The sequence below is a fragment of the Stenotrophomonas sp. PA-6-5C genome (assembly GCF_021605635.1).
Classification (GTDB): Bacteria; Pseudomonadota; Gammaproteobacteria; order Xanthomonadales; family Xanthomonadaceae; genus Stenotrophomonas; species Stenotrophomonas lactitubi.
Genome location: NZ_WKEE01000087.1, coordinates 1 through 12,595 on the forward strand (window position 1 = coordinate 1; position 12,595 = coordinate 12,595).

13 protein-coding genes are annotated in these 12,595 nt (G+C 64.2%); 9 read left to right on the top strand and 4 right to left on the bottom strand.

The features are described from left to right. The 5 genes from GIW57_RS22735 to GIW57_RS22755 all read left to right on the top strand — a co-directional run. Positions 1–338 (top strand): hypothetical protein (locus tag GIW57_RS22735; protein WP_236512984.1); only part of this gene is annotated, 338 nt, incomplete at its 5' end. Position 339: 1 nt separating this feature from the next. Next, the gene (locus tag GIW57_RS22740) at positions 340–1,023 is read left to right on the top strand and encodes a hypothetical protein (protein WP_236512986.1); all 684 of its coding nucleotides are present in this window, start codon (positions 340–342) and stop codon (positions 1,021–1,023) included. 48 nt (positions 1,024–1,071) lie between these two features. Continuing rightward, a complete protein-coding gene (locus GIW57_RS22745; protein ID WP_236512988.1) occupies positions 1,072–2,004 on the top strand; it encodes an SOS response-associated peptidase family protein in 933 nt (310 codons plus the stop codon). Positions 2,005–2,156: 152 nt separating this feature from the next. After that, positions 2,157–2,714, top strand: coding sequence for a hypothetical protein (locus GIW57_RS22750; RefSeq protein WP_236512990.1), 558 nt, complete (start codon positions 2,157–2,159; stop codon positions 2,712–2,714). Further along, positions 2,711–3,631 (top strand): hypothetical protein, encoded by a 921-nt coding sequence (locus GIW57_RS22755; RefSeq protein WP_236512991.1) that lies wholly within the window; start codon positions 2,711–2,713, stop codon positions 3,629–3,631. Before GIW57_RS22750 ends, GIW57_RS22755 begins: the two co-directional genes overlap by 4 nt. Before the next feature lie 17 nt (positions 3,632–3,648). On the opposite strand, the gene GIW57_RS22760 is transcribed toward GIW57_RS22755, so the two are convergent. Both GIW57_RS22760 and umuD read right to left on the bottom strand, forming a co-directional pair. Then, positions 3,649–4,899, bottom strand: a complete 1,251-nt coding sequence (locus tag GIW57_RS22760) for a Y-family DNA polymerase (protein ID WP_236512993.1) — start codon at positions 4,897–4,899, stop codon at positions 3,649–3,651. Next, the gene (gene umuD / locus GIW57_RS22765) at positions 4,883–5,365 is read right to left on the bottom strand and encodes a translesion error-prone DNA polymerase V autoproteolytic subunit (RefSeq protein WP_236512995.1); all 483 of its coding nucleotides are present in this window, start codon (positions 5,363–5,365) and stop codon (positions 4,883–4,885) included. Before umuD ends, GIW57_RS22760 begins: the two co-directional genes overlap by 17 nt. A 235-nt stretch (positions 5,366–5,600) precedes the next feature. Here umuD and GIW57_RS22770 point away from each other — a divergent pair, with 235 nt between their 5' ends. The 3 genes from GIW57_RS22770 to GIW57_RS22780 all read left to right on the top strand — a co-directional run bounded on the left by GIW57_RS22770 (position 5,601) and on the right by GIW57_RS22780 (position 8,010). After that, entirely contained in the window at positions 5,601–6,401 is an 801-nt protein-coding gene (locus GIW57_RS22770) for an exodeoxyribonuclease III (protein WP_099819668.1), read from the top strand. Next, positions 6,398–7,702 carry an MFS transporter gene (locus GIW57_RS22775; protein WP_236512997.1) on the top strand — a complete coding sequence of 435 codons (1,305 nt, stop codon included), beginning with the start codon at positions 6,398–6,400 and terminating at the stop codon, positions 7,700–7,702. Before GIW57_RS22770 ends, GIW57_RS22775 begins: the two co-directional genes overlap by 4 nt. A 77-nt stretch (positions 7,703–7,779) precedes the next feature. Further along, positions 7,780–8,010, top strand: a complete 231-nt coding sequence (locus GIW57_RS22780) for a hypothetical protein (protein WP_025879428.1) — start codon at positions 7,780–7,782, stop codon at positions 8,008–8,010. A gap of 118 nt (positions 8,011–8,128) precedes the next feature. On the opposite strand, the gene GIW57_RS22785 is transcribed toward GIW57_RS22780, so the two are convergent. Both GIW57_RS22785 and GIW57_RS22790 read right to left on the bottom strand, forming a co-directional pair. Then, on the bottom strand, positions 8,129–9,256 hold the full coding sequence (locus GIW57_RS22785; protein WP_236512999.1) for an anhydro-N-acetylmuramic acid kinase: 1,128 nt from the start codon (positions 9,254–9,256) through the stop codon (positions 8,129–8,131). Positions 9,257–9,320: 64 nt separating this feature from the next. Further along, positions 9,321–10,790: a peptidoglycan DD-metalloendopeptidase family protein gene (locus tag GIW57_RS22790; protein ID WP_089241321.1), complete on the bottom strand. Its 1,470-nt coding sequence runs from the start codon at positions 10,788–10,790 to the stop codon at positions 9,321–9,323. 167 nt (positions 10,791–10,957) lie between these two features. Between GIW57_RS22790 and tyrS the strand changes: the two genes are divergently transcribed. Next, positions 10,958–12,166, top strand: coding sequence for a tyrosine--tRNA ligase (tyrS, locus tag GIW57_RS22795; RefSeq protein ID WP_100461955.1), 1,209 nt, complete (start codon positions 10,958–10,960; stop codon positions 12,164–12,166). Positions 12,167–12,595: the final 429 nt, after the last annotated feature.

The window sequence follows — 12,595 nt, forward strand, 5'->3', positions numbered from 1 at the left end:
CCCTCCCGCCCATCTCTACTGGGACAGGAGCAGCTTCAATGCCAGCAGGCATTCAGACGTTCAATCCAGATGGTTCGCTGGAGATTGACTACACAACGCGCCTGGGCATCTTCCTTGGCACAGTCCAGACCGATGCAGTGCATGGGAATTCTGCATGGGTTGGGCCTCTGCCGCCTGGGGACTTCTTCTTCTACGTGGTGCCGCCGCCGGCACAGCCTGGCCGCACGCCAACTGTGTGGTACTCCGACGGCAGGGTGTACTGGGGCACGGATGTGGATGGCAACGGACAGCCAGTCTTCACGCTGGTTCCAGCGACTGTTTTCTACGGAGTGCACTGACATGCCAGCAGGCTTTGAGGCATACACCCCGCAGGGGACGGTGCAGGTTCGCAGCGATCTGCTGAACTTCCACTTGCGGCACAAGTTCGATATCAACGAGCCTGGTGCTGTCGCCTACGAGGTGTCCGGCGTCGTCGTGACCCGATACGTCACCAGGGACTTTCAGGCCAAGAGCCCCGTTGTAGCGGTTACAGGACCGAACACCAACTTCGGGCTAAGCGTGGTGCTGACGAGCCTCGGTGGGAACAACTGGCGCGTGACCGCCTACACTGGCGCCACCACGGTGTTTGGCACAGTGTGGGTGTATGACTCGGTGGTGACGGGGACGCCCGGAAAGACTGGCATTGAGGTCTACCGTGAGCACACCGGAGAGCTGGCGTTTGCCTCCTGGGCGAAGCCGCTGCGCATCGTGGGCGTGGCCACGTCGCCGTTTGATGCGGCCGGGGGCGCCTATGTGCAGGTTCCGACCGGGCGGCGCTACGGGGTGATCTCGTCGCGTTCGTGCCAGAGGATCGAGCGAAATGTCGGATTCCGGCTGGCGGGGCCGCAAGGGAACGGGACCGGCTCCGGAAGCGCGGGGCGGTTCTACTACGCCGGGGCTGCGGCCCTGATCCCCCAAGCCGACAACGTGACGCAGTTCAGCGCGTCCGGGCACTTCGTCCTCATCGACGTGACCGGCCACTGAGGCTCGGCCTCACGCTGGCTAAACACGGGCTGCGGCCAGATTGCGGCCATGTGCTATTCCGCCCAGATCGAAGCCGCCTACCAGAAGCTGGTCCGCATGACCGGCGCCACTGTGTCGCTGCAGGAGTTCGCCGCGCTCTACGCCCACGACCCGGGCAAGAAGCGCCCGAAGACCCCGAAGGCGATGGATGACGCGTTCCGAGCCGGCACCAGCGCGGCAGAGCGGGCCGTGTGGGCGGAGATCCAGCAGTGGAACCAGGCCGAGGCCGCCATCCTGGAGCAGGAGCTTTTCGCCAACCGCAAGCGCCTGGCCGATGCGGAGCGATCGCTGCAGGCCAAGGAAACGAAGAAGGCCCGGGAGGACGTGCGGATCGCTGGCAACAAGATCGAGCGCGCGATGGGCAAGCTGGCCGACCTCAAGCGCGCCGAGGGCAAGGACCGGGACAGCCGGATCTTCCCCGGGGTCTACGCCCCGGTGATCGTCTCGGAGGGCGGCAAGCTGACGATCAAGCCTATGCGCTATCAGTGCCGGCTGGCCGGCAAGCCGGCCAACTACGACCAGCGTTTCCCGGGCACCTACAACGCCCGCCGCGACAGCCTGGAGAAGTTCTGGGCGCCGGCCTTCGGCCACACCCACGGCTTGATGGTGGTCGATACCTTCTACGAGAACGTGGAGGGGCCGGACGGCAAGAACCAGGTAGTGCAGTTCACCCCGCGCACGGGCGAGCCGATGCTGGTGGCCTGCCTGTGGTCGCACTGGGTGGACCCGTCCGGCAAGGAGCCGGATCTGCTGTCGTTTGCGGCCATTACCGATGATCCGGAGCCCGAGGTGGCGGCCGCTGGCCACGACCGCACCATCATCAACATCAAGCCCGAGCACGTGGACGCCTGGCTGAACCCCGATCCCACCGACCTGGCCGCTCTGTACCGGATCTTTGACGACAAGCGGCACCCGTTCTACGAGCACCGGCTGGCCGCCTGACTCAGCGAGTATTTGGCTGTGTCTGGAAGAAGGGGGCATCTCAGCTAGTGAGAATTTCATCAATTAGTATTGTTGCTAAGGCCGGCGTTTGCCGTAGACCTCGTCATGCCTTAACGTTCGCGTTTCACGGAATTTGACACCGGACGTCTCCAATGACTGTGCCAGAATGGAACGCGGCAGGCCTACTCCCTCCCTATGATGCGGATAGCCCGGTGTCTCGGCAGCGCTCGCCCTATGAGGTCACGGTTGCAGACATCATCGCTAAGCTGTCTACCACGCCTCAACGCTGCGCGATTGCTGACGGATTTCTCCGTTACAGGGCGGACCTTCACGCGCTTGGGTTCACATCTGGTTTCCAATGGATAGACGGCAGTTTTTGTACTGATGTGGAGACGCTTGAAGGAAGAGCGCCTGGCGATATCGACCTTGTGACGTTCCTTGATACGCCTCCGGATCTGGATCACCAGGCGGCGTTCGTAGCCAAGCCTGAGCTTTTCTTAGAGCCGAGAGAGACGTACTGCTGTGACGCGTATTTTGTTGAATTGAATGGCGCCACGCCGGAGTACTTGGTTGCAAACTCTGCGTATTGGTCGAGCGTATGGGGGCACACTAGGAGTGGTACTTGGAAGGGCTTTTTGCAAGTGAGTCTTGACCCAGAATTCGATGGGCTCGCAAGGGACATGCTGCAGGCAGCCGAGGTGGCCCAATGAGGACTTTTGAAAAGAACTCTCTCAAGAGTGAAATCGCTGAAGTTTCAAGGTTGTTGCGCCTTGCTGGGCCCAAGGATGTGTTCACCCGGATAGGGTTGGAGCGCAGACTTAAGGAGCTCACGACACAGCAGGATGAAGATCCAGGGAATCACTTTCAGTCGCGTGTAACCTTCAAAGGTTCGCCGGTTGTTGGTAGTTACGGTATTTCTGCTTCGTTTGGCGCCAAAGCGATGGTGGCGTTTTCAGACGCCGTATCCGCCGTCGGTGCCTCCTTGAGAGGGGTGCTTGCGGCGCGGGGCCCACTACCCGATCGCCCTGATTTTGAGATGCTGATAACGGGGACAGCTGTCGGTTCTTTTGGATTCGAGCTGGAGAGCCGAAATCGTGAGCTGGTAGAAGGCGGAGCCGTATCAGAGGCGGTCGAACGCGCGCAAATACTACTGGAGGCTGCATCTCAGGAAGAAGATGACGCCCTTGCGGAAGCGGTCGTAGACCTTGATCGACGTGCCATTGCCACTGTTAGGGCCTTTGCAGAAATTCTGCATCAGCATGGAGCGTTGTGCACGGTCTCTACTGCACATAAAACTTTTAGTTTCTCTAACAGTCTTGAAGTTGTAAGGAGTGTGGCCCGACTTGAGGACGCCAACATCCTAGAGGACGAGCAGACCCTTTCAGGCGTTCTGATTGGCGTGCTCCCTGTGACGAGAACTCTCGAGTTTCGTCTCCCGAACTCTGAGGTAATACGTGGCAAAGTTGACCGTTCTGTTGGTGAGCTGGAGACAGTTCACGAGGCTTTGCATAAACGCTCCACGGTCCGGGTTCGAACTACTCAAGTTGGAGACGGCAAGACTAAGTATTTGTTCGTGAGTAAACCCGAAGTGCCAGACAACGGGGTCGACCTTTTGGGTCGTCCGTAATCACAGCTACGCCGGAGTTAGCATCTAGCTGGCGGGATCTCGTGAACGGAGGTTGTGTAGTTCGGTGAAAGCATGTGCTGCCGCATGCCCCAGGCTGGCCGCGCCTGCCAACCCGATGCGCCAAGGCCGGCCGTGCCGCGGCCGAACTTCTGGTTGATCCGGTCCATGGTGGCCATCAACCTCTCATTGCCGACCACCGTCGGCCCGAACAGATCCGCCTGCAGCTCATCCGGCCTGGCTAGGTCGAGCAGCGCCACGCCTGCCTTCTTGTATCCGATCCCGTCGCGAAGCAGGCCGCGCAGCAGCTTGCGCACGACGCCCAGCACCACAGTAGTGTCTGCGGTCGACGCGGGCAGGCCCACGGTCCTGCTGGCGTTGTGCTGCCGCAGCTCTGGCCGGAAGACATCGGAATGGGCGAACACCCAGACGCCAGCGGCGACCAGGCCCCGGGCACGCAGCTTCTCGCAGGCGCGCACGGCGAAGGTGGCCAGCGCCTGGGCAACGGCTTCGTGGTCCTCGACTCTGTCAGCGAACGATCGGCTGACCATGATCTGCTGGCGGTCCGGCTCCACTTCTTCCAGCTCCATGCAGGGGTGCCCCTGCAGTTCACGCTGGGTGCGCGCCAGCGTCACTCCGAAGGCGGCCAGGATGTCGTCCGCCGGCGCGTCCCGCAGAGCAGCGGCAGTGCTGATGCCCATGGCTTCCAGCCGCGGCGCCAGCCGACGGCCAACGCCCCACAAATCCCCGACCGGGAAGGTGCGCAGTACAGAGTCACGGTAGGCCGCGTCCCCGAGGTCGATCACGCCGTCGGCGCTCTTGGCCACCTTGTTGGCCAGCTTGGCCAGTGTCTTCGTGGGCCCGATGCCAATGCAGTTGGGAATTCCGGTCCAGCGGTGCACACGCTGCCGGAGATCCCGCGCGAACTGTAGCCGGTTCCGCACTCCGTCCAGGTCGATGAAACTCTCATCGATGCTGTAGACCTCCACTCGCGGCGCCGCATCCCGGAGGATCGCGACCACTCTGCCGCTCATATCCCCGTACAACCCGAAGTTGGCCGAGCGCATCTGCAGGCCGTTCCGACGCACCAGGTGCTTCAGCTCGTGTGCTGGCTGGCCCATCTTGATGCCCAGCGCCTTTGCCTCGGCCGAGCGAGCGATCGCGCACCCGTCGTTGTTGCTCAGGACTACCAACGGCACGCCGCGCAGTGCTGGCTGAAACACGCGCTCGCAGCTGGCGTAGAAATTATTCCCGTCAACGAGCCCGAACATGGCCGCCCCGCCTTTTGATCTGGCGCACAACCCCGACCACGGCGAACACCTCCACCTCGGTGGGCTGCTCGAGGACGATGGGCGGGAAATCTGGATTGGCGGAGTGCAGCTCCATGTGGCTCTCGAACAGCTGCAGCACCTTGCACGTGGGCTGGTTCCCGTCCCAGATGGCGATGACGAGGTCGCCGGCCTGCGGGGTGACTGACCGGTCCACAACCAGAATGTCCCCGTCGCTGACGCCGGCGCCGCTCATCGACCATCCATCGGCCCGATAGAGGAAGGTGGCGGCCGGGTTTCGAACCAGCAAGCGGTGCAGGTCGATCGCTTCGTCCATGAAGTCGTCGGCAGGCGACGGGAAGCCCAGGCGGGCGCGCGCTGAGGCCAGTGGCACGAACTGAGCAGGGCTGTCGATCATGGCTTGGCCGATCGGCAGGGCCAAGGTGTGGGGGTAGGGGAGGGACTGCATGGTGCGCGCTCGAGGTGGTGGCGGATCTGTCGCCGTGATTAGGCTAGCTTAGTACAATTACTAACAGGAGCAGTCATAAGGTGTCTGTGACCTGTGGAAAAGAGGCAGCGCGAGAAGTAGGCTTTGCCTCGGCTCAGGTGTTGGTACACAGCGCCAAAAATTGTTGGTACGTGCGTTGGTACGAGAGCATATCGTCCAGCCATAAAATCATATAAAACAATAGGTTGGGTTAGATTTGCGCATCATCAGTTTCAATGCCAATGGCATCCGCTCGGCCGCCACCAAGGGCTTCCTCGACTGGTTCCGTGGCCAGGATGCCGACGTCCTCTGCATCCAGGAGACCAAGGCCCAGGAAGACCAGCTGACCGACCCGATGTTCCGCCCGGACGGCCACCATTGCTTCTACCGCGATGCCATCACCAAGAAGGGCTACAGCGGCGTGGCGATCTACAGCAAGCGCGAACCGGACCAGGTCATCACCTCGCTGGGCTGGGCGCCGTTCGACGACGAAGGCCGCTACATCGAGGCACGCTTCGGCAACCTCAGCGTGGTCTCCTTCTATATTCCGTCCGGTAGTTCGGGTGACCTGCGGCAGGGCTTCAAGTTCGAAGTGATGGAGTGGCTGCGGCCGATCCTCGAAGAGTGGGCGCGCAGCGGCCGCGACTACGTGCTGTGTGGCGACTGGAACATCGTCCGCTCGGCGCTGGACATCAAGAACTGGAAGTCCAACCAGAAGAACTCCGGCTGCCTGCCCGAGGAGCGCGACTGGCTCAATGCCCTGTGCGCCGACCACGGCCAGGCCACCGATGTGGCCAGCGGTCGCGGCTGGGCCGATGCCTACCGCCTGCTCAATCCGACCGGTGAGGACTACACCTGGTGGAGCAACCGTGGTGCCGCCCGTGCCAACAACGTGGGTTGGCGCATCGACTACCAGTTCATCACCCCGGGCCTGCGTGACCGCCTGCGCAGCTGCTCGATCTACCGCGACCAGCGCTTCTCCGACCACGCACCGTTCATCGTGGACTACGACCTGTGACCGAGGCCGCCAAGCCGGCCGGCTACAAGGGCTGGGCCGGCATCAAGCGTGCGTTCGGCACGCCCTCGGCGCTGACCATGGCCCTGCTGGGCTTCGGCAGCGGCCTGCCGTTCCTGCTGATCGCCTCGCAGACCCTGTCCACCCGCCTGCGCGATGTCGGCCTCGATCTGGGCAGCATCGGCCTGATCAGCCTGGCCAGCTTCTTCTACCTGCTCAAATTCGTCTGGGCGCCCCTGCTGGATCGCTACGCGTTTCCGTTGCTGGGTTTCCTCGGCCGCCGCCGCTCGTGGCTGCTGGTCTCGCAGATCCTCGTGCTGGTGGGCCTGGTTGCACTGGCGTTCGTGCGGCCGGAGCAGGGCGTGTGGCCGCTGGTGGCCTGGGTACTGGTGGCGTCGTTTGCGGGCGCCACCCAGGATTCGGTGGTCGACGCCTACCGCATCGAGATCGCGCCGCAGACCGCGCAGGCCGCCCTGGCCGCCACGTACACGCTGGGCTATCGCATCGGTCTGATCCTGGCGGGTGCAGGCGCCTTGTACCTGGCACAGTTCGAAGGCTGGATCATTGCCTATCTGGCCATGGCCGCACTGATGATCCTGCCGATCATCACCACCCTGTTCTGCCGCGAGCCCGAGCGTCCGGCCAACGCCGTCCAGCGCCGCATCGACATTGCCGAAGCGTTCGTGCAGCCCATCACCAGCTTCTTCAGCCGCAACGGCATGGCGCTGGCGCTGGCACTGCTGGCGTTCGTCGGGTTCTTCAAGTTTCCCGACCAGGTCATCGGCGTGATGGCCGGTCCCTTCTATCTGGATTCGGGCTTCGACAAGGCCGACATTGCCACCGTATCGAAGCTGTTCGGTGTGTGGATGGGCATTGGCGGCGCATTCCTCGGCGGTATCGCCGTGGCCGCCTTCGGTTTCCGCCGGATGCTGCTTGTCGCGGCGCTGGGTGTGGCCCTGTCCAACCTGGCCTTCCTGCTGATGGCACACAATCCGGGGCAGTTGTGGGCGTTCTACGCTGCGCTCAGTGCCGACAACCTGTTCCAGGGCTTCGCCGGCACGGTGCTGGTGGCGTTCATGTCTTCGCTGACTGATCGCAACTTCACCGCGACCCAGTACGCCCTGCTGGTATCGCTGGCCAACCTGCCAGGCAAGTTCGTCGGCGGCGTCTCCGGCTACATCGTGGAAGCGACGTCCTACAGCACCTTCTTCATGCTCAGCGCCGTCACGGTGGTGCCGACCATGCTGCTGCTGGCCTGGCTGTGGCCACGCATCCTTGATCGTGGGCCGTCACCCACCGCCTGATTGCCTGTCCGCGCTTACTGCGGGATGATCGCCCCGACGCGCCGAGGGGGCGGTGCCCTGCGAACGGGGAAGTGAGCATGGCCGATGTAGTGCTGCGGGACCTGGACCCGCTGCTGCTGGAACGCATCAAACGGGTCTCGGTTGCCCGAGGCTGGACCCACGAACAGACCTGCGCGGTCCTGCTGGAGCAGGGCCTGTTCAGCAGTGAACTGGAGGTCCGCTCCGGCTTCGGCGATCCCGAAGTCGACGCCCTGTCCGACGCGATCGCCGCGTTGCAGGCGCTGCCTGCCGGCCAAGGCTTCGACTAGCCCCCGCGACTGCCCAGTAGATCCACGCCATGCGTGGATAGGCAGGCCCGGCAGATCCACGCCATGCGTGGATAGGCAGGCCCGGCAGATCCACGCCATGCGTGGATGGGGCCAACCCTCACGCCAAATGGATCGCCCCGAGAATCCGCGGCCCCTTCGCCCCGGTCACGCTCGGCAGGTTGCCCGGCAGCCCGTCCATCGTCCGCTGCGCCAGCCACGCAAACCCCATCGCCTCCACATACTCCGGGTCCAGCCCGTGCAGTGCCGTGGATTCGACCACCACGCCCGGCAGTCGCGCCGCCAGCCGCCGCATCAGCTGCGCGTTGCGCACACCGCCGCCGCATACCAGTACCCGGCGGGTGTGCGGCTGTTGGGCCAGCAGCGCATCCACCACCGTCGCCACGGTCAGCTCCAGCAGCGTCGCCTGTACATCGGCGGCGGCAAACTGGCCTTCCTCCATGTGTGCTTCGGCCCACGGCAGGTGGAACTGCTCGCGCCCGGTGCTCTTGGGCGGTGGCAGCGCAAACCACGGGTCGGCGCGCCAGCCGGCCAGCAGGCTGTCATCCACCGCGCCACTGGCCGCGTAGGCACCGTCAGCGTCGAAGCTGCGCCCGGTATGGCGCTGGCACCAGGCATCCATCAGCGCATTGGCTGGGCCGGTATCGAAGCCGCGCACGACGCCTTCGCGCGGAATCAGGGTGAGGTTGGCGATCCCGCCCAGGTTCAGCACCGCACGGTCCTCATCGGCCGCACCCAGCATGCCCAGGTGGAAGGCCGGCATCAGCGGCGCCCCGTGGCCGCCGGCGGCAACGTCGCGGCGGCGGAAATCGCACACCGTGGTGATGCCGGTCAGTTCGGCGATGCGGTTGCCGTCGCCCAGCTGCAGGGTGAAGGCCGGGTCGGCCAACGGTCGATGGCGCACGGTCTGCCCGTGCGAGCCGATGGCCCGCACCTGCGAACGGTCGACACCGGCCTCGTCCAGCAACTGGTTGGCGGCGGCGGCGAAGCTGATCGCAATCCGCGCGTCCAGCTCGCCCAGCTCTTCCAGCGACTGCAGCGGGCCGCCTTCGCCGAGCGCTACCAGCCGCGCGCGCAGCACCGGCTCCCAGCGGGCGGTCAGCCCATGCACGAAGCGGCAACCTCCGTCGGCCGGGAACTGCACCAGCGCGGCATCGATGCCGTCAGCGCTGGTGCCCGACATCAGGCCCAGGTAGAGGGGAAGGGACGGATCGGCAGTGGTGTTCATGGCGGGCATAAAAAAAGGACACGGCAAGCTTGTGCTGCCGTGTCCTTCTTCGTCAACGCAAGGCTCAGCCGCGCTTGCGGCCTGCCGGCGCCTTGTCCTTGGCGCTGGCCACCTCGGTGGTCGCGCTTTCGGCGGCCGGTGCGGGGCTGGCGTCGGCGTAGATCAGCTTCTCCATGCCCTGGATGCGGGCCATCGCCGGCGCGGTCTGCGCCCGGAAGGCCACCAGCTCGGCGCCCTTCAGCGGCTCCGGCGGCGGCATGGTCACCGTCAGCGGGTTGCGGTGCTCGCCATTGACCCGGAATTCGTAGTGCAGGTGCGGGCCGGTCGCCAGGCCGGTCGAGCCGACGTAGCCGATCACCGTGCCCTGGGCCACGCGCTGGCCGTTCTTGATCCCGGCAAAGCGCGACATGTGGCCGTACAGGGTGGTGTGGCCACGGCCGTGGTCAAGGATCACCACATTGCCGTAACCGCGCTGCACGCCGACAAACTGCACCCGCGCATCGCCGGCGGCCATGATCGGGGTACCGGTGCGCGCGGCGTAGTCCACGCCCTTGTGCATGCGCATCTTGCCCAGCACCGGGTGCTTGCGCGCGCCGAAGGTCGAACTCAGCCGCGCGAACGGGATCGGCATGCGGATGAAGCTCTTCTTCAGCGAACGGCCGCTGATGTCGTAGTACTCGGACTTGCCGTTGCGGTCGAAGCGGAAGCCGGAATAGGTCTTGCCGCCGGTGGTGAAGGTCGCCGCCAGGATCTTGCTGGTATCGACCTTCTCGCCTTCGCGCCAGGTCTCGTCCATCACCACGCTGAAGCGGTCGCCCGGCTGCAGGTCCTTGGAGAAGTCGATGTCGTACTTGAAGATGTCGTCGGTCATCGTCGCGATCGCCGACGGTGACAGTCCGGCGCGGCGTGCCGCTGCATACAGCGAGCTGGTGATCTCGCCACTGGTGACCACCGTCCGCGTGGACGTCTCGCGCTTGGTCACCGTTTCCTTGATGTCATCGCCGCTCAGGCTCAACTCGACCCGGTTGTCGGCGTCGCGGTCGAAGCGGATGCTGCGCAGGTCACCGGACAGCGGCATGTCGAAGGCGATCTCGGCGCCCGGGCGCAGCTTGGTCAGCGATTCGCGCGCACCTGGATGGTCCAGCACCCGGTGCAGGGTGGTCGCGGAGATGCCGGCTTTGTCGAACAGGTCGCTCAGGGTCTGCCCACGCTGTACCCGCAGCACCTGCCAGCTGTCGCCGGGGATCTGCTGCTGGCGGGCCATTGCCAGCGGGGGCAACGGCAGGGCCAGGCTGGTATGGCTGTCGGCGTAGGGGGCATCGATGGTGTGCGAGAAGCCCGGCACGATCGTGGCCACCAGTGCGCCGATGGTCACAAACAGGCTGGCGTGCATCCAATGACGGCGCGTCCAGCGCTCATTGAACGCAGCGGGGAGGTGTTGCCTCAGCTTCCGGTGCAGGGCGTTGTCGTGCAGGACGTGGAGTCGTTCCTGGAAGCGCTGCTTGCGTGCGCGGCCTTGATCGGAATTGAGCATCAGATGTCGGTCTCTGGCTGACCCGGGAACGCGGGCCCAAACGCCGGTAACATAGACACCTAACAAATTCGCGTCAAACCCTTGTGCCTATTGGCTTTTGTGAAGCCGATCGGGTTAACTTCGCTTTAACACCCCACATAAGAAACGGCGTTGCCGGGAGTAGTCACGTGTCCTCGATTGAAGAAGCCCTTGCCCTGATCGGCCGCGGTGCCGACGAGATCCTCAAACTCGAGGATCTGCGCGCGCGCCTGCAGGAAGGCCGCCCGCTGCGCATCAAGGCCGGCTTCGACCCCACCGCGCCGGACCTGCACCTGGGCCACACGGTGCTGCTGAACAAGATGCGTCAGTTCCAGGACCTCGGCCACCAGGTCATTTTCCTGATCGGCGACTTCACCGGCATGATCGGCGACCCCTCCGGCAAGAGCCTGACCCGCAAGCCGCTCAGCCGCGACGACGTGCTGGCCAACGCCCGTACCTATGAAGAGCAGGTGTTCAAGGTGCTGGACCGCAGCCGCACCGAGGTCCGCTTCAATTCGGAGTGGTTCGGCAAGATGAGCGCGGCCGACATGATCCGCCTGGCCGGCCAGCACACCGTGGCGCGCATGCTCGAGCGCGACGACTTCGCCAAGCGCTACGCCGCCCAGCAGTCCATCGCCATCCACGAATTCCTGTACCCGCTGGTGCAGGGCTACGATTCGGTGGCCCTGGAAGCGGACGTCGAGCTGGGGGGGACCGACCAGAAGTTCAATCTGCTGATGGGCCGTGGCCTGCAGGAACACCACGGCCAGAAGCCGCAGGTGGTGCTGACCATGCCGTTGTTGGAGGGCCTGGATGGCGTCAACAAGATGTCCAAGTCGCTGGGCAACTACATCGGCATCAGCGAACCGGCCATCGACATCGTCACCAAGACCATGAAGGTGGATGACGCCCTGATGTGGCGTTGGATCGAGCTGCTGTCCTTCGATATCAGCCAGGCCGAAGCGGCCTCCCTGCGCGAGCAGATCGCCGCTGGCCTGAACCCGCGCGTGGTGAAGCTGCGCCTGGCGCGTGAACTGGCTACCCGCTTCCATGACGCCGCAGCGGCCGAACAGGCGATTGCCGGCTGGGAAGCGGCTGTTACGGGGCAGGGCGATATCACCCAGCTGCCGCTGCAGGACGTGTCGATCCCGGCCGAAGGCCTGCGTATTGCCGCACTGCTGACCGCTGCTGGCCTGACGCCGAGCAACTCCGAGGCCAACCGCAAGCTCAAGGAGCGTGCGGTGAAGGTGGACGGCGAAGTGGTGGAAGACGGCCAGCAGGTGCTGCAGCCCGGCTTCGAGGGCCTGCTGCAGGTCGGCAAGCGCACCTTCGCCCGCGTGCGCCTGGTCGCTGCCTGACAACAAGGAAGGGCCGGCGCAAGCCGGCCCTTCCTTGTGCTCTTGTAGAGCCGAGCCCACGCTCGGCTGCTTCTGCTCTCCGCGGAATAGTCCCTGCCAGGACCTTCTGGATGAACGGATGCAACATCCGATGAAAAAAGTTGCCACACCCCCTTCACAAAGGCCGCGAATAGGGACATACTTTCCCTCCCCCGTCGCAGGGGTCGCCAACAAGGGGCTTCAGCGACACAAGGGACGCCACCACCGCCGAACGAGATGATCGAACGAAAGGTGTTGACGGACTCGAAAAGTCCGGCATAATAGGCGGCTCGCTACGAAGGAAACTTCGCAGCACACGGGAACGGCGCTGAGGCCACTTCCCCGGATCTTTGAAAGTATGCGCAGGTATCTTGTGAAGGCGCCTGCAGGAAGGATGATTGTCCATCTTGC

Excerpts from the sequence above, each read along its gene's own strand:
- GIW57_RS22740 (WP_236512986.1), top strand. The coding sequence starts at position 340 with ATGCCAGCAGGCTTTGAGGCATACACCCCGCAGGGGACGGTGCAGGTT.
- GIW57_RS22745 (WP_236512988.1), top strand. The coding sequence starts at position 1,072 with ATGTGCTATTCCGCCCAGATCGAAGCCGCCTACCAGAAGCTGGTCCGC.
- GIW57_RS22750 (WP_236512990.1), top strand. The coding sequence starts at position 2,157 with ATGACTGTGCCAGAATGGAACGCGGCAGGCCTACTCCCTCCCTATGAT.
- GIW57_RS22755 (WP_236512991.1), top strand. The coding sequence starts at position 2,711 with ATGAGGACTTTTGAAAAGAACTCTCTCAAGAGTGAAATCGCTGAAGTT.
- GIW57_RS22760 (WP_236512993.1), bottom strand. The coding sequence starts at position 4,899 with ATGTTCGGGCTCGTTGACGGGAATAATTTCTACGCCAGCTGCGAGCGC.
- umuD (WP_236512995.1), bottom strand. The coding sequence starts at position 5,365 with ATGCAGTCCCTCCCCTACCCCCACACCTTGGCCCTGCCGATCGGCCAA.
- GIW57_RS22780 (WP_025879428.1), top strand. The coding sequence starts at position 7,780 with ATGGCCGATGTAGTGCTGCGGGACCTGGACCCGCTGCTGCTGGAACGC.
- GIW57_RS22785 (WP_236512999.1), bottom strand. The coding sequence starts at position 9,256 with ATGAACACCACTGCCGATCCGTCCCTTCCCCTCTACCTGGGCCTGATG.
- GIW57_RS22790 (WP_089241321.1), bottom strand. The coding sequence starts at position 10,790 with ATGCTCAATTCCGATCAAGGCCGCGCACGCAAGCAGCGCTTCCAGGAA.